We start from the raw sequence: 15,537 nt of genomic DNA on the forward strand, positions 1-15,537 counted from the left end.
TGGCACGATGTCAGGGTGACCGCACCGTTGACTCCGCCCCCGCCGCCGCACGAACAGCCCCCGCACGCCGCGTGGCAGTCGCCTGCCGCCGGGTACGTGGCTCCCGCGTCCCATGAGGCCGCCTACGACGGTCCCGGAATGGCGACCGAAGTGCGCGAGGCCGTTGTCGTCGCCCTCGCCGTGGCGCTCGGTGGGGTGCTGCTCGGGGTGTTGTGGTGGTGGCTGGCGCCGCATGTGCCGCTGGTCGGGGACGTCGTCGACAAGAGCTGGGTCGTCTACCTCGGGGACACCGAGGGGGAGCAGGCGATCGGGGTCGACGGAACGTTCACTCTGCTGGGGCTGGCGTTCGGCCTCGTGAGCGCGCTCGTGGTGTTCCTGGTGCGGCGGCGCGGTGGTGTGCCGCTGGTCGTGGCGCTGGGTGTCGGGGCGTTCCTCGGGTCGCTGCTGGCCTGGCGGGTCGGGATCTGGCTCGGGCCCGCGCAGGATGTGATCGCCCATGCGAAGTCCGTGGGCAAGGGGGTCACCTTCTCGGCGCCGTTGAAGCTGGAGGCGAAGGGGGCGTGGCTGGCGTGGCCGCTCGCGGCGCTGGTGGTGCATCTGGGGCTCACGGGGCTGTTCGGGCCGCGGGATCCTGAGCCGTATCCGCAGCAGGGGCCGTACGGGCCTCATGGGGCGCCGTCGGTGTAGGGCTTCGGTGGGCGGTGGTCGCGGCGGGGGTTTCTTCGCCCCCGCCGCCCCTACCCGTCCCTCCCCCAGAGGGGGGACCCCCACTGGGGGCTGCGCCCCCAGACCCCCGCTGTCGGCCCTCAACGGGCCTCGTCCTCAGACGCCGGACGGGCTGAGATGCCTCGACCGGTGTTGAGAGGCGAAGCCTTCAGCGGGTGGGTGGGGGATGGGGACGGCAAACCCCGTCCTCACACGGCGGACGGGCTGAGATTGCCTGGACCGGTCTTGAGAAGCGCACGCGACCGGAACGAGGTCTATGCCGGTCGCCTGCCGTGGTTTGCCCGGCCCTTTTTGACGCGCCACTTTCGCTTTCGCGTTTTCTTCGACATGCCCCTCGTGCTTAGCCGAGGAACTCGGCCGCGTCGAGGGGTCAGGCGCGGCCGATGGGGGCCAGGATCGCCGCGGTCAGTTCGGAGAGGGACTCGGGGGTGAGTTCGACCTCCAGGCCTCTGCGGCCCGCCGAGACGCAGATCGTGGGGTGGGCCGAGGCCGAGGCGTCCAGGACCGTCGGGAGCTTCTTGCGCTGGCCCAGCGGGGAGATACCGCCCCGGACGTAGCCCGTGGTGCGTTCGGCCAGGGCCGGGTCGGCCATGGCGGCGCGCTTGCCGCCGACGGCCGTGGCCAGCGCCTTCAGGTCCAGCTGGCCGGCGACCGGGACCACCGCCACCGTCAGGGCGCCGTCGACGTCGGCCACCAGGGTCTTGAAGACGCGCTCCGGGGAGACGCCCATCGCCTCGGCCGCCTCCTCGCCGTACGAGGGGTGCGCGGGATCGTGGTCGTAGGCGTGGACCGTGTACTCCACGCCCGCCGCCGTCAGCGCCACCGTCGCGGGCGTGCCGCCCGACTGCTTCTTGGACTTCTTCGCCATTGAGGGTCCCGGCTCAGTTCAGACTTGTCGGACCGCGCGTCAGTTCCGACGCGGGCAACGACGGCAGGTTACGGATGATGGACGTCTCCGAGCGAAGGAGTTTGAGCTCGTCGCGCAGGCGGGACGCGGAGTCGGGAGCCTGGAGCAGGCGCTGCCTGGTCGGGGTGTCCAGCATCATCGCCGCGGCCACCAGGTAGGACACCACCGAGGGTTCGTCCGGCAGCTCCGAGCCCGTCGTGAGCGAGCGCTCACGGGCGCCCGCCAGACGCTTCTGGTACTGGCGGAAGGCCCTGAGGACGCCCTCCGCCAGCGCGCCCGCCCCCTCGCCCGGCTCCTCCGGGAGCTCTTCCAGCTCCGCCGTCAGAAACGGGCCCGAGGCGTCCACCGACAGCAGACGCACGCGCCTGGTGCCCGTCGCCAGCACCTCGAACGTGCCGTCCTCCCGCTCCCGGATCGTCGCCGCGTCGGCCACACACCCGGTGCCGTGGAACGCCTTGATCGGGTCCGCGCCGAAGCCCGCCGCGGGCCCCCGTTCGGGCACGGCGGTCGGGTCGGGCATGCCCGGGGAGCTCGTGGCGACCTCGAGGCCGTCACGGATCGCCACGACGGCGAAGCGGCGCGATTCGTCCTCGGGAGTTTTGAGCAGTTCGCGCATCATCGCGCGATAGCGCTCCTCGAAGACGTTCAGCGGCAGCACCAGCCCCGGGAACAGAACCGAGTTCAGGGGGAAGAGGGGAAGACGGACGGTGGTCACGGCGCAGAAGCCTAATGGTCGCCGGAGTGTGCACGTCCGGCGTGCCCACTCCGTGGATGTCCGGAGGCCGCGTGGCGGCGGACCTCTTCGCGCAGTTCCAGGAACCGGCCCAGCGGATCGTCGGAGAGCTGGTCCCAGGGGAACGACGTGGCGTACGGGCCGATGAGCCTCACCTGTTCGAGCGCGTCCGTCCAGCGGCCCAGGCGGGACAGGACGTAGGTCAGCTTGTTCCGCATCTCCGCCGGCCACGGGTCGGCCGCCGGGAAACGGGCCGACAGCGCGATCGCCCGGTCCGCCGCCGCGTCCAGTCGCTCGTGCGGTACGTCGGGTCCGCAGTCGTCGGTCAGATAGGCGAAGGCGGCGCGCGTCGGCAGCGCCTGGACGAGGGAGTCCGCGGGGGCGTCCTGCGCGGCCGTCTCCGCGAAGTCGAAGCACTCGCGGTGGGAGCCGTGCCAGCTGTCGGCGAGGTAGCGCAGGGCGGCGGCATGGCAGCCGTAATGGTGCGGGGCGCGGCGGATCGCCGCCTCCCACAGCTCCTCGAAGTACTTGTGCCCGGCGTTCGAGCCGTGCGCGTGGTCCAGCGCGATCCGCCACGGCACCGGATCGCGGTCGTCGCCGCGCGCGGCGGCCGTGATCAGCGGGCTCACCTCGCGCAGCAGCTCTGCCCTGGCCGGCGACTGCCAGGCGCGGGCCACCGCGAGCTGGGCGCCGACCAGCAGCATGTCCGGGTCGTGCGGGGCGGCCGTACGCCAGTCCTCGAACCACTCGGCACGCGACTGCGCGAAGGACGCCAGACGTACGGCGTACCGGTCGCGGTTCTCCCACGCGGCGTTCTCGCGGGTCGCGGCGAGCAGCTGGGACGCGGTTTGCCAGGTGCCCTGCCCGGCGGCCACGAGGGCGGGGCCCAGGCGGTCGTCCGGCGCGTCGAGGAGCACCTCGTCGTCGGCGGGGAGCGCGACGGCGGGATGCTGGACGAGGGTCCTGGTCACCCTTGAGGAGCGGACGAAAGGAGGCAGCAGAGCCATGGTGTCGACCATTGAAAAGCCGCTGGTCGGGGATGCGCCAGAGGTTTCGGGCAAAGGGTGGAAAGTTGTACGGCGGTAGGTCAAGAATCGGTAAAGCGTTTACTGTTCAACAACTGTTCGACCGCTGTGCCCGGCGGCCTAGCTCCGCCGCAGCAGCCTCGTCGCCCCGGCCGCCACCGTCGTCGCCAGGATCCAGCCCAGCAGGATCATCGCCGCGGCCAGCCACTGCCAGCCGCCCCTGAGCTGCCAGAACCCGACCTGGCCCAGGTCGATGACCGGCAGGAGCAGGTCGAGGGCGAACAGAGCCGGGTTCCAGTACGGCGCCTCGCCGCTCTTGATCGGCGGATGGCTCGCGTGCGCGAAGGCCAGCGAGGCCGCCGCCCACAGCACCGCCATCCACACCAGGGCCCGCCCCGGCCGGTACCCGTAGGCGACCGTCCAGTCCTGCGCGTACCCCCACAGCTTGGCGGCCGGCGGCAGCGTCTCGCGGCGCCGGCGCTGCTTGGCGAGCAGCACCTCGCGCGCGTCCTCGTCCTCGCCGCCGGACCGCAGCACAGCGGCCAGCCGCTCGTACGGCTCCGGGTTGTACTCGGCGGTCGCCGCGGTCACCCACTCCAGCCGCTCGGCCAGCGGGAACGGGCCCCTCGGCACCAGGTTCTCGTAGCTGAAGCCGCCCATGTGCAGCCGCCCCGGACCCGGCCAGCTGTCCGTACGGTCCATCAGGTTCACCACGCGCGCCCCCGACAGCGCGACCGTGCCGCGTGCCGGCCGCTCCCCGAGGAAGCGCAGCTCGGGCGTCTGGATGCGGCGCAGCGACACCTCCTGGTCGTCGGTGAGCGTGAACCGCGCCCGCTCGAAGTCGAGGGCGTCCCCGAACCGCCCGTCGTCCAGGCGCAGTCCGCCCTCGCACGTGAACCGCTGGATACGCGTCCCGTGCGCCGGAGTCGCCCCGCTCAGCAGCGGGCTGCCGAGGCCGGCCGGGGTCAGGTACATGGAGCGCTCGACGGTCAGCTGCGGCGCGTTGAGCGCGAGCCGTGTGTACGGGTTGGCCAGCTTCGCGCCGCGCAGGCTCAGCGAGACGCCGATCTTGGCGCTGCGCAGGCTCAGCTCGCCGTGCGACTCCAGGAGCTCGGCCTGGAGGTCCTGCCCGACGGTCATGCCGTCGGCGGCGATCGAGCGGCCGCTGCGGTCCCGGTAGACGATCGCCTGGTTGAGCAGCAGATCCGTGCCGATGTGCGCGTCGGTCAGCCGTACGCCGTTGTGGAAGCGGCACCGGGGGAGGTGCAGGTCGCCCTCCGTGTGGATGCGGGCCGCCTCCAGACGCGGCACCGAGCAGTCCACCATCCGCATGGTCGTGAAGCGCGCCTCCGGCAGCAGGACGTCCCGCTCGAAACGGCAGCCCCGCAGCTCCACGTACGGCACCACGATGCCGCCGGCCAACTCCAGCGTGCCGCTGATCTGCACGCCGCTGAGCTTGAGGGACGACACCCGGCCCGCGAGCGCGGGCGGTCCGTCGAGGAGCAGCCAGCACACGATGCGGGCCCGCACGGTCCGCTCAGGTCCCCATGGATGCCCGCCGTGCGGATCGTCGACGACCGAGTCGCCGCTGCTCAGGTCGTACACGCTGCCGTTGCGGAAGGCCTGCCACATCCCGGCCTCGGCGGGCGTCAGATCGTCCGGCAGGTCCCCCTCGGTCACTGCTCCTCCATCCGTGTTCTCGCACCACCGGTGATGCCCGTTCCGTCACACCCGAAGCGCAGGACGTGAAGGAGATCTTCCGGGTTGCGTACCAGGCCGCGTATCAGCCACTGGAATGCCCGAACGACGCCGAACCGCGGTCTGAGAGAATTGTTCTCGTGATCTCCCGAATCGACCTGCGCGGCGACGCCCTCCCCGAGGGCCCCGCCCTGCGCGACCTGCTGCCCCGAGCCGACTTCGACGTCTCGGCCGCCCTGGAGAAGGTGCGTCCGATCTGCGAGGCCGTGCATCATCGGGGCGACGCGGCGCTGATCGACTTCGCGGAGAAGTTCGACGGGGTACGGCTGGAATCCGTTCGGGTCCCGGCGGAGGCGATCACCAGGGCGCTCGAGGAACTCGACCCGGCCGTGCGCGCGGCCCTCGAGGAGTCCATCCGGCGCGCCCGACTCGTCCACCGCGAGCAGCGTCGCAGCACCCACACGACCCAGGTCGTGCCCGGCGGTTCCGTCACCGAGAAGTGGGTCCCGGTCGACCGGGTCGGGCTGTACGCGCCCGGCGGGCGGGCCGTCTACCCGTCCTCCGTGATCATGAACGTCGTCCCGGCCCAGGAGGCCGGCGTCGAGTCCCTCGCCCTCGCCTCCCCGGCGCAGGCCGACTTCGGCGGCCTCCCGCACCCGACGATCCTCGCCGCGTGCGCGCTGCTCGGCGTCGACGAGGTGTACGCCGCCGGCGGCGCGACCGCCGTCGCGATGTTCGCGTACGGCACCGAGTCCTGCGCGCCCACCACCATGGTCACCGGGCCCGGCAACATCTGGGTCGCCGCGGCCAAGCGCTACTTCACCGGCAGGATCGGTATCGACGCCGAAGCCGGGCCGACCGAGATCGCGATCCTCGCGGACGACACGGCCGACCCGGTGCACGTCGCCTCCGACCTGATCAGCCAGGCCGAGCACGACCCGCTCGCGGCGGCCGTCCTGGTCACCGACTCCGTCGCGCTCGCGGACGCGGTCGAGAAGGAACTGGAGCCGCAGGTCGCGGCCAGCAAGCACATCGACGACCGGATCGTCCCCGCCCTCAGGGGCCGGCAGTCCGCGATCGTCCTCGTCGACGGCATCGACGAGGGGCTGCGGGTGGTCAACGCGTACGGCGCCGAGCACCTGGAGATCCAGACGGCCGAGGCCACCGCGGTCGCCGAGCGGGTCCGCAACGCCGGTGCGATCTTCGTCGGCCCCTGGGCGCCCGTGTCCCTCGGCGACTACGCCGCGGGGTCCAACCACGTCCTGCCCACCGGCGGCTGCGCCTGCCACTCCTCCGGGCTGTCGGTGCAGTCCTTCCTCCGGGGCATCCACATCGTCGACTACTCGAAGGACGCGCTGGCCGACGTGGCGCATCACGTGGTGACGCTGGCGGAGGCGGAGGACCTGCCGGCCCACGGGGCGGCGATCAAGGCGCGGTTCGGATGGAAGGTTCCCGAGAGCAAGTGACCGGCATCGACGATCTCCCCGTACGGGACGAGCTGCGCGGCAAGTCCCCTTACGGCGCGCCCCAGTTGGACGTCCCCGTACGGCTGAACACCAACGAGAACCCCTACCCCCTGCCCGAGCCGCTGGTCGAGCGCATCGCCGAGCGGGTGCGCGAGGCGGCCCGGAACCTCAACCGCTACCCGGACCGGGACGCCGTAGAACTGCGCACACAGCTCGCCAAGTACCTGACGGACACGTCCGGTCACGAGGTGGGCCTGGCCAATGTCTGGGCCGCCAACGGCTCCAACGAGGTCATCCAGCAGCTGCTGCAGACCTTCGGCGGACCGGGCCGTACGGCGATCGGCTTCGAGCCGTCGTACTCGATGCACGGGCTGATCTCGCGCGGCACGGGCACCGGCTGGATCTCCGGTCCGCGCAACGAGGACTTCACGATCGACCTCGCCGCCGCCGAGAAGGCGATCGCCGAGAACCGGCCGGACGTCGTCTTCGTCACCACGCCCAACAACCCCACCGGCACCGCGGTCCCGGCCGAGACGGTCCTCGCGCTGTACGAGGCCGCGCAGGCCGCCAAGCCCTCGCTGGTCGTGGTGGACGAGGCGTACATCGAGTTCAGCCACGGCGCCTCGCTGCTGCCGCTGATCCAAGGTCGGCCGAATCTCGTCGTCTCCCGGACGATGTCGAAGGCATTCGGTGCGGCCGGCCTGCGCCTCGGCTACCTCGCCGCGCACCCGGCGGTCGTCGACGCCGTACAGCTCGTACGACTGCCCTACCACCTGTCGGCGATCACCCAGGCGACCGCCCTGGCCGCCCTGGAGCACACCGATACGCTGCTGAAGTACGTCGAGCAGCTGAAGTCGGAGCGGGACCGGCTGGTCACCGAGCTGCTGGCGATCGGGTACGAGGTCACGGCGTCGGACGCCAACTTCGTGCAGTTCGGGCGGTTCGACGACTCCCACACCGTGTGGCAGCGGATCCTCGACCGGGGTGTCCTGGTCCGGGACAACGGAGTGCCGGGCTGGCTGCGGGTCACCGCCGGGACCCCCGAAGAGAACGACGCGTTCCTGGACGCGGTCCGTGACATCAAGAAGGAGCAGAGCGCATGAGCCGCGTTGGACGTGTGGAGCGAGTCACGAAGGAGACCTCCGTGCTCGTCGAGATCGATCTCGACGGCAGCGGCAAGGTCGACGTGTCGACAGGCGTCGGTTTCTACGACCACATGCTCGACCAGCTCGGCCGCCACGGTCTGTTCGACCTGACGGTGAAGACCGAGGGCGATCTGCACATCGACTCGCACCACACCATCGAGGACAGCGCTCTCGCCCTCGGCGCCGCCTTCAAGCAGGCGCTCGGCGACAAGGTCGGCATCTACCGCTTCGGCAACTGCACGGTCCCGCTGGACGAGTCCCTCGCCCAGGTCACCGTCGACCTGTCCGGCCGCCCCTACCTCGTGCACACCGAGCCCGAGAAGATGGCGCCGATGATCGGCGAGTACGACACCACGATGACCCGGCACATCCTGGAGTCCTTCGTCGCCCAGGCCCAGATCGCGCTGCACGTGCACGTGCCGTACGGTCGCAACGCGCACCACATCGTGGAATGCCAGTTCAAGGCGCTGGCCCGGGCCCTGCGCTACGCCTCCGAGCGTGACCCGCGCGCGGCCGGCATCCTCCCCTCCACGAAGGGCGCGCTGTGAACGGGCTGTCGACCGTCCTGATCGTCGTCGGTCTCTTCCTGGCCGGCGGGATCTACTCCTTCGTCAAGCAGGGGATGCCGAAGCAGCTCATCGTGCTGCTCTCCATCGGTGCCGCGATGTGTCTCGTCGCCGGCGTCATGAGGCTGGAGGTGTGGAATTGAGCGCGTCCGCCAAGAAGGTAGTCGTCTTCGACTACGGCTTCGGCAATGTCCGCTCCGCCGAGCGCGCCCTCGCGCGCACCGGGGCCGAGGTCGAGATAACGCGTGACTTCGACAAGGCCATGAACGCCGACGGCCTGCTGGTGCCGGGTGTCGGCGCCTTCGCCAGCTGCATGAAGGGCCTCAAGGAGGCGCGCGGCGACTGGATCATCGACCGCCGGCTCTCCGGCGGGCGCCCGGTCATGGGCATCTGCGTCGGCATGCAGATCCTCTTCGCGCGCGGCATCGAGCACGGCGTGGAGACCGAGGGCGTCGACGAGTGGCCCGGCTCGGTCGAGCCGCTGCAGGCCGACATCGTGCCCCACATGGGCTGGAACACCGTGGACGCACCGGCCGGCTCCCAGCTGTTCGCCGGCCTGGACGCGGACGCCCGCTTCTACTTCGTGCACTCCTACGCCGTCCACGACTGGACCCTGGAGACCTCGAACCCGGCGATGCGGGCACCGCTCGTGACCTGGTCCACGCACGGCAAGCCCTTCGTGGCCGCCGTGGAGAACGGCGCCCTGTGGGCCACGCAGTTCCACCCCGAGAAGTCCGGCGACGCCGGTGCGCAGCTGCTGAACAACTGGATCGGAACCCTCTGATGCCCTCGAACCCCTCACGGCTCGAACTCCTGCCCGCCGTCGACGTCCGTGACGGCCAGGCCGTCCGTCTCGTGCACGGCGAGTCCGGCACGGAGACCTCGTACGGCTCCCCGCTGGAGGCCGCCCTCGCGTGGCAGCGGGCGGGCGCCGAGTGGCTGCACCTCGTCGACCTGGACGCCGCGTTCGGCACCGGCGACAACCGGGACCTGGTCCGCCAGGTCACCGAGGCGATGGACATCAAGGTGGAGCTGTCCGGCGGCATCCGTGACGACGCCTCCCTCGCGGCGGCCCTCGCCACCGGCTGCACCCGGGTGAACCTCGGCACCGCCGCGCTGGAGACCCCCGAGTGGGTCGCCAAGATCATCGCCGAGCACGGCGACCGGATCGCGGTGGGCCTGGACGTGCGCGGGACCACGCTCAAGGGCCGCGGCTGGACCCGGGACGGCGGCGACCTCTACGAGACGCTGGAGCGCCTCGACAAGGAGGGCTGCGCGCGGTATGTCGTCACGGACATCGCGAAGGACGGCACGCTCCAGGGCCCGAACCTGGAGCTGCTCCGCAACGTCTGCGCGGCCACGGACCGGCCGGTCGTGGCCTCCGGCGGGGTGTCGTCGCTGGACGACCTGCGGGCCATCGCCGAGCTGGTACCCCTCGGTGTCGAGGGCTCCATCGTCGGCAAGGCCCTCTACGCGAAGGCGTTCACGCTGGAAGAGGCACTGGAGGCGGTGGCCGAGTGAGCGATCTGCGACGCGTCTCGACCGGCGCGCCCTGGGAAGAGGCCTTCGGGTACTCCCGCGCGGTGGAGCTGCCCAACGGCCTGGTGCTGGTCTCCGGCTGCACGTCGATCGTGGACGGTGAGATCGCCGCGGGCGGTCCGTACGAGCAGACGGTCAACTCCTTCAACGTCGCGTTCGCGGCGCTGGAGCAGCTGGGACTCGGCCCGGCGGACGTCGTGCGGACGCGCATGTACCTCACCCATGGCCGGGACGTGGACGAGGTCGGACGCGCTCACAAGGAGCTGTTCGACGCCGTCCGGCCCGCCGCATCCATGATCATCGTCTCCGGCTTCGTGGACCCCAGCCTGGTCGTCGAGGTCGAGGTGGAGGCATTCCGCCCCGGCGGAGAACCCGGAGTGTCCGCATGACCCTCGCCGTACGAGTCATCCCCTGCCTGGACGTGGACAACGGCCGGGTCGTCAAGGGCGTCAACTTCCAGAACCTGCGCGACGCGGGCGACCCCGTCGAGATGGCCAAGGTGTACGACGCCGAGGGCGCCGACGAGCTGACGTTCCTGGACATCACCGCCTCGTCGGGCAACCGCGAGACCACGTACGACGTGGTGCGCCGCACCGCCGAGCAGGTCTTCATCCCGCTGACCGTCGGCGGCGGTGTGCGCACCGCCGAGGACGTGGACAAGCTGCTGCGGGCGGGCGCGGACAAGGTGGGCGTGAACACGGCCGCCATCGCCCGCCCCGAGCTGATCAAGGAGATCGCGGAGCGGTTCGGGCGCCAGGTCCTGGTGCTGTCGGTGGACGCGCGGCGCACGCCCGAGGGCACCTTCGAGGTCACCACCCACGGCGGCCGCAAGGGCACCGGCATCGACGCCGTCGAGTGGGCGCACCGGGCCGCCGAGCTGGGCGCGGGCGAGATCCTGCTCAACTCGATGGACGCGGACGGCACGAAGGACGGCTACGACCTGGAGATGATCGCCGCCGTCCGGGGGCACGTGACGGTTCCGGTGATCGCCTCCGGCGGTGCGGGCAAGCTCGCCGACTTCGCTCCGGCCATCGAGGCGGGGGCGGACGCGGTGCTGGCGGCTTCGGTCTTCCACTTCGGGGATCTGCGGATCGGCGAGGTGAAGGACGCGTTGCGGGGGGCCGGACACCCCGTGCGGTGACGTGTGTGAGGCGTTGAGGTAAGCCCCGGGCACCTGGTGGTCGGGGCTTACCTGTGGGTCGATGGGAAAGGAAAGTTGCGCAAAATTTATTGCGCAACTTTTCTTTCCTATCTACGGTGGAGGCATGACAGGCAAGGAACGGGACCGGCGGATCACGGACGTGGGCACCCTCAAGGCGCTCGCGCATCCGCTGCGGATGAGGCTGTACCGGAATCTGACCCTGGCCCGCGTCGCCACCGCCTCGCAGCTGGCCGAGGCGGTCGACGAAGCCGTCTCGCTGGTCAGCTACCACCTGCGCAAGCTCGCCGAGCACGGCCTGATCGAAGAGGCCCGGCCGCAGCGCGCGGACGGCCGGGAGCGCTGGTGGCAGCCCGCCTCGGACGGCGTGAGCATCCGCGACGAGGACTTCCGCGAGGCCCCTGAGGGGGCGGCCGCACACACGGCGGCCAGCAGGCTCTTCGCCGAGCAGCGCATGGACATGTACCGCCGCTGGCTCGACGAACGCGCCCACTGGAACCACGAGTGGAACCGGACGGCCGAGTCCTCCGAGGCCGCACTCCGCCTCACCGCGGACGAACTGGGCGAGCTGAACAAGGAGATGCTCGCGCTCCTGCACAAGTACGACGAGCAGGGCCGGGCCGCCGACGCCGCCGGCGACACCGAGGGCCGCGAGAACGTCGCGGTGCACACGTACGCGTTCCCCTTCCGCGCCTGAGAGGACCCGGTTCCGTGCCCGCCACGCTCATATCCGCGCCCGACCTCACCCCCCGGCCCGCCCACCGCGACGGCAACGTCCTGCGCTGGCTCGCCGCCTACACCTCCTCGATGGTCGGCGACAGCGTGTACTACATCGCCCTGTCCTGGGCCGCCGTACAGGCCGGCAGCCCCTCGCAGGCCGGCCTCGTCATGTCGGCGAGCGCACTGCCGCGGGCGGTCCTGATGCTGGGCGGGGGAGTGATCGCCGACCGGCTCGGGCCGCGCAGGGTCGTCATCGGGAGCGACGTGGTGCGCTGCGCGGCGGTGCTGGCGGTGGCGGCGCTGCTGTTCCTCACCAGCCCGGGCCTGTGGCCGCTGGCCGTGCTCGCCCTGGTCTTCGGCGCCGTCGACGCCGTGTTCGTGCCGGCCGTCGGCGCCCTTCCCGCGCGCGTGACGTCACGCGACCAGCTCGCGCGCGTGCAGGGCATGCGAGGTCTGGGCATCCGCTTCGCGAGTGTCGTCGGCGGACCGCTCGGCGGGTTCGGCGTGGCCGTCGGCGGCTCGGCGGCGGCGTTCGGCCTCGCGGGGCTGCTGATCGCCGTGTCCGTGCCGCTGCTGGTCTCCGTACGCATCAGGGAGGTGCCCGCCGACGACGGGACACCCGGGGCCCAGGGCACCGCCTGGAGCGACCTGACGGCCGGACTGCGCTACATCCGCGGCCACCGTGTCCTCGCCCCGCTGATGCTGGCCATCGCCCTGGGCGACCTCGGCTTCGTCGGCCCCCTCAACGTCGGTCTGACCCTCCTCGCCGACGAGCGCGGCTGGGGCGCCGCGGGGATGGGCTGGATGCTCGCCGGATTCGGTGTCGGCGCGGGTGCCGCGTCCCTGCTGCTCACCGTCCGCGGGCGGCTGCCGCAGGCGGGACGGGTGGCGGCGTGCGCGATCATCGCGGGCTCGGTCGCGATCGGGGCCCTTGCCCAGGCGCCGAGCATCGCCGTCGCCGTCGGCACGGCCCTGCTGGTCGGGCTGCTCGCCGGACTCAGCGGCGCGATGTGCGGGGCCCTGCTGCAGACCCAGGCCGACCCCGCCTACCTGGGCCGGGTCACCGCCGTGGCCAGTCTGGTGAGCCTGGGCTTCGCCCCGCTGAGCATGCCGCTGTCCGCCGCGGCCATCGGGGCGTGGGGGACCGGCCCGGTGTTCGTCGTCAGCGCGGCGGTCTGCGGGCTCGGCGGGGTCGTGGCCCTGTGCGTAAGGGATCTGCGCCGCGCCGAGCTCCCGAAGTAGCTCCTAGATCCCCAGCTCCTTCGCCTCGTGCAGTTTGGCGATCGCGTCCTTGTCGCCGTCCAGCTCCACCTGCGCGGCGCTGTGCCGGCCGTACAGGAACAGCAGGAGTTCCGAGGGCTCGCCGGTCACCGTCACGACCGGGGCACCGCGGTGGGCCACCGCCGTCTGGCCGTCCGGGCGGCGCAGGACGAGGCCCGTGGGAGCGCTGCGGCCCATCAGGCGGGCGGTGCGCTCCAGACGGGTCCAGAGGGCGTCCTGGAAGACCGGGTCGAGTTCGCGCGGGGTCCAGTCGGGCTGGGCGCGGCGGACGTCCTCGGTGTGGACGTAGAACTCGATCGTGTTGGACGCCTCGTCGAGCTGCTTGAGGTTGAAGGGCGAGAAGCGCGGCGGGCCGGTACGGATCAGCTGGATCAGTTCCTCGTACGGCTTGGCCGTGAACTCCTCCATCGCCTTGTCCAGGCGGGAGGCGAGCTGCTTGATGAGCAGACCCCCGGCGGCGTCGGGGCGGCGCTCACGCACCACCACGTGCGCGGCCAGGTCCCGGGTCTGCCAGCCCTCGCACAGGGTCGGGGCCTCGGGACCGGCGGTCTCCAGAAGATCGGCGAGCAGAAGTCGTTCACGCTTGGCGAAAGTCGACATGCCGTCAGCCTACGACCGCGCCGAAGGTCCGCACAGTGGACGCCACACCTGAGCTGTCATCGGCGCGCGGCACAATGGCAACCATGACCAGCACGCCCCCGCCCAGCAACCTCGACCCCGAGATCGCCGCCCGCCTCAAGCGCGCCGCCGACGGGCTCGTCCCCGCCATCGCCCAGCAGTACGACACCGGTGAGGTACTGATGCTCGGCTGGATGGACGACGAGGCGCTGCACCGCACGCTGACCACCGGCCGCTGCACGTACTGGTCGCGCAGCCGCCAGGAGTACTGGGTCAAGGGCGACACCTCCGGCCACTTCCAGTGGGTCAAGTCGGTCGCGCTCGACTGCGACGCCGACACCGTGCTGGTCAAGGTCGACCAGGTCGGCGCCGCCTGCCACACCGGCGCGCGCACCTGCTTCGACGTCGACGTGCTGCTCAAGGACGCCGATTCCGGCGTGTCCGCCTCGGATCAGTAAGGTCAGCCGCCATGGACCTCGAGACCTTCCGCAAGCTCGCCACCGACCGGCGCGTCATCCCGGTCACGCGCAAGCTCCTCGCCGACGGCGACACCCCGGTCGCCCTCTACCGCAAGCTCGCCGCCGAGCGCCCCGGCACCTTCCTGCTGGAGTCCGCGGAGAACGGCCGCTCCTGGTCCCGCTACTCCTTCGTGGGCGTCCGCTCGGCAGCCACCCTCACCGCGCGCGACGGCCAGGCCCACTGGCTCGGCGCCCCGCCCGTCGGCGTCCCCGTCGACGGCGACCCCCTCGCCGCCCTGCGCGCCACCATCGAGGCCCTGCACACCCCCCACCAGGAGGGCATGCCGCCCTTCACCGGAGGCATGGTCGGCTACCTCGGCTACGACATCGTGCGCCGCCTGGAGAAGATCGGCCCCGGCGAGCGCGACGACCTCAAGCTGCCCGAGCTGACCATGCTCCTCACCAGCGACCTCGCGGTGATGGACCACTGGGAGGGCTCGGTCCTGCTGATCGCCAACGCGATCAACCACAACGACCTCGACACAGGCGTCGACGAGGCCTACGCGGACGCGGTGGCCCGCCTGGACGCCATGCAGACGGACCTGTCCCGCGCGGTGGCCCAGCCACCCGCCGTGCTCCCGCCCTCCGAGGTCCCCGAGTACACCGCGCTGTGGGGCGGCGAGGACTTCCGCGAGGCCGTCGAGGACATCAAGGAGCGCATCCGCGCGGGCGAGGCCTTCCAGGTCGTCCCCTCGCAGCGCTTCGAAACACCGTGCACCGCAAGCGCGTTGGACGTCTACCGGGTCCTGAGGGCCACCAACCCCTCCCCGTACATGTACCTGTTCCGCTTCGACGGCTTCGACGTCGTCGGCTCCTCCCCCGAAGCCCTGGTGAAGGTCGAGGACGGGCGGGCCATGGTCCACCCCATCGCCGGCACCCGGTGGCGCGGGGCCACCCCACAGGAGGACCAGGCTCTCGCCGACGAACTGCTCGCCGACCCCAAGGAGCGCGCCGAGCACCTGATGCTGGTCGACCTGGGCCGCAACGACCTGGGGCGCGTCTGCGAGCCGGGCTCGGTGGAGGTCATGGACTTCATGTCCATCGAGCGGTACTCGCACGTGATGCACATCGTCTCGACGGTGACCGGCAAGGTCGCCCAGGGCCGCACCGCCTTCGACGTCCTGACGGCATGCTTCCCGGCGGGCACCCTCTCCGGCGCCCCCAAGCCGCGCGCGATGCAGATCATCGACGAACTCGAACCGTCCCGGCGCGGGCTGTACGGCGGCTGCGTCGGCTACCTCGACTTCGCGGGCGACTCCGACACGGCCATCGCCATCCGCACGGCCCTCCTGCGCAACGGCACGGCCTACGTCCAGGCCGGCGCCGGCATCGTCGCCGACTCCGACCCGGTCGCCGAGGACCAGGAGTGCCGAAACAAGGCGGCCGCGGTGCTCCGCGCGGTGCACACGGCGAACCGACTCGGGCAATAGGGCGCT

At 71.5% G+C, this 15,537-nt stretch carries 18 protein-coding genes; 13 read left to right on the plus strand and 5 right to left on the minus strand.

All coding sequences use genetic code 11. The features are described 5' to 3' along the window. Positions 1-15: 15 nt before the first annotated feature. Complete coding sequence (locus tag TN53_RS30090) at positions 16-687, plus strand: hypothetical protein (RefSeq protein ID WP_046261873.1); 672 nt, start codon at positions 16-18, stop codon at positions 685-687. Between the two features lie 409 nt (positions 688-1,096). Here the strand turns inward: TN53_RS30090 and ybaK are convergent, their stop codons facing one another. The 4 genes from ybaK to TN53_RS30110 all read right to left on the minus strand — a co-directional run bounded on the left by ybaK (position 1,097) and on the right by TN53_RS30110 (position 5,071). After that, the gene (gene ybaK, locus TN53_RS30095; protein ID WP_046261874.1) at positions 1,097-1,594 is read right to left on the minus strand and encodes a Cys-tRNA(Pro) deacylase; all 498 of its coding nucleotides are present in this window, start codon (positions 1,592-1,594) and stop codon (positions 1,097-1,099) included. 13 nt (positions 1,595-1,607) lie between these two features. Further along, entirely contained in the window at positions 1,608-2,348 is a 741-nt protein-coding gene (locus TN53_RS30100; RefSeq protein ID WP_046261875.1) for an LON peptidase substrate-binding domain-containing protein, read from the minus strand. 11 nt (positions 2,349-2,359) lie between these two features. Next, entirely contained in the window at positions 2,360-3,385 is a 1,026-nt protein-coding gene (locus TN53_RS30105) for a hypothetical protein (protein ID WP_046261876.1), read from the minus strand. Between the two features lie 126 nt (positions 3,386-3,511). Continuing rightward, positions 3,512-5,071, minus strand: coding sequence for a hypothetical protein (locus tag TN53_RS30110; protein WP_046261877.1), 1,560 nt, complete (start codon positions 5,069-5,071; stop codon positions 3,512-3,514). A 158-nt stretch (positions 5,072-5,229) separates the two neighbouring features. Here TN53_RS30110 and hisD point away from each other — a divergent pair, with 158 nt between their 5' ends. The 10 genes from hisD to TN53_RS30160 all read left to right on the plus strand — a co-directional run bounded on the left by hisD (position 5,230) and on the right by TN53_RS30160 (position 12,926). After that, on the plus strand, positions 5,230-6,555 hold the full coding sequence (hisD, locus tag TN53_RS30115) for a histidinol dehydrogenase (RefSeq protein WP_046261878.1): 1,326 nt from the start codon (positions 5,230-5,232) through the stop codon (positions 6,553-6,555). Further along, entirely contained in the window at positions 6,531-7,658 is a 1,128-nt protein-coding gene (locus tag TN53_RS30120) for a histidinol-phosphate transaminase (protein ID WP_046261879.1), read from the plus strand. The genes hisD and TN53_RS30120 overlap by 25 nt, the downstream gene beginning before the upstream one ends. Beyond that, positions 7,655-8,248, plus strand: coding sequence for an imidazoleglycerol-phosphate dehydratase HisB (gene hisB / locus TN53_RS30125; protein ID WP_046261880.1), 594 nt, complete (start codon positions 7,655-7,657; stop codon positions 8,246-8,248). The genes TN53_RS30120 and hisB overlap by 4 nt, the downstream gene beginning before the upstream one ends. Next, positions 8,245-8,409, plus strand: coding sequence for a hypothetical protein (locus TN53_RS47955; protein ID WP_046261881.1), 165 nt, complete (start codon positions 8,245-8,247; stop codon positions 8,407-8,409). The genes hisB and TN53_RS47955 overlap by 4 nt, the downstream gene beginning before the upstream one ends. Next, positions 8,400-9,050, plus strand: coding sequence for an imidazole glycerol phosphate synthase subunit HisH (gene hisH / locus TN53_RS30135; RefSeq protein WP_046261882.1), 651 nt, complete (start codon positions 8,400-8,402; stop codon positions 9,048-9,050). Before TN53_RS47955 ends, hisH begins: the two co-directional genes overlap by 10 nt. After that, positions 9,050-9,787, plus strand: a complete 738-nt coding sequence (gene priA / locus TN53_RS30140) for a bifunctional 1-(5-phosphoribosyl)-5-((5-phosphoribosylamino)methylideneamino)imidazole-4-carboxamide isomerase/phosphoribosylanthranilate isomerase PriA (RefSeq protein ID WP_046261883.1) — start codon at positions 9,050-9,052, stop codon at positions 9,785-9,787. The genes hisH and priA overlap by 1 nt, the downstream gene beginning before the upstream one ends. Beyond that, on the plus strand, positions 9,784-10,194 hold the full coding sequence (locus tag TN53_RS30145; RefSeq protein WP_046261884.1) for a RidA family protein: 411 nt from the start codon (positions 9,784-9,786) through the stop codon (positions 10,192-10,194). The genes priA and TN53_RS30145 overlap by 4 nt, the downstream gene beginning before the upstream one ends. Then, complete coding sequence (hisF, locus tag TN53_RS30150) at positions 10,191-10,946, plus strand: imidazole glycerol phosphate synthase subunit HisF (protein ID WP_046261885.1); 756 nt, start codon at positions 10,191-10,193, stop codon at positions 10,944-10,946. The genes TN53_RS30145 and hisF overlap by 4 nt, the downstream gene beginning before the upstream one ends. Positions 10,947-11,070: 124 nt before the next feature. Beyond that, positions 11,071-11,661, plus strand: coding sequence for an ArsR/SmtB family transcription factor (locus TN53_RS30155; protein WP_046261886.1), 591 nt, complete (start codon positions 11,071-11,073; stop codon positions 11,659-11,661). Positions 11,662-11,675: 14 nt separating this feature from the next. Beyond that, positions 11,676-12,926, plus strand: a complete 1,251-nt coding sequence (locus tag TN53_RS30160; RefSeq protein WP_046261887.1) for an MFS transporter — start codon at positions 11,676-11,678, stop codon at positions 12,924-12,926. A 3-nt stretch (positions 12,927-12,929) separates the two neighbouring features. Here the strand turns inward: TN53_RS30160 and TN53_RS30165 are convergent, their stop codons facing one another. Further along, positions 12,930-13,565 (minus strand): TIGR03085 family metal-binding protein, encoded by a 636-nt coding sequence (locus TN53_RS30165; protein ID WP_046261888.1) that lies wholly within the window; start codon positions 13,563-13,565, stop codon positions 12,930-12,932. 83 nt (positions 13,566-13,648) lie between these two features. On the opposite strand from TN53_RS30165, the gene hisI reads away from it, so the two are divergent. Next, on the plus strand, positions 13,649-14,041 hold the full coding sequence (hisI, locus tag TN53_RS30170; protein ID WP_095046810.1) for a phosphoribosyl-AMP cyclohydrolase: 393 nt from the start codon (positions 13,649-13,651) through the stop codon (positions 14,039-14,041). 11 nt (positions 14,042-14,052) lie between these two features. After that, on the plus strand, positions 14,053-15,531 hold the full coding sequence (locus TN53_RS30175) for an anthranilate synthase component I (RefSeq protein WP_046261890.1): 1,479 nt from the start codon (positions 14,053-14,055) through the stop codon (positions 15,529-15,531). The last annotated feature ends 6 nt before the right edge of the window (positions 15,532-15,537 follow it).

It is taken from the genome of Streptomyces sp. WM6386, assembly GCF_000972385.1.
Classification (GTDB): Bacteria; Actinomycetota; Actinomycetes; order Streptomycetales; family Streptomycetaceae; genus Streptomyces.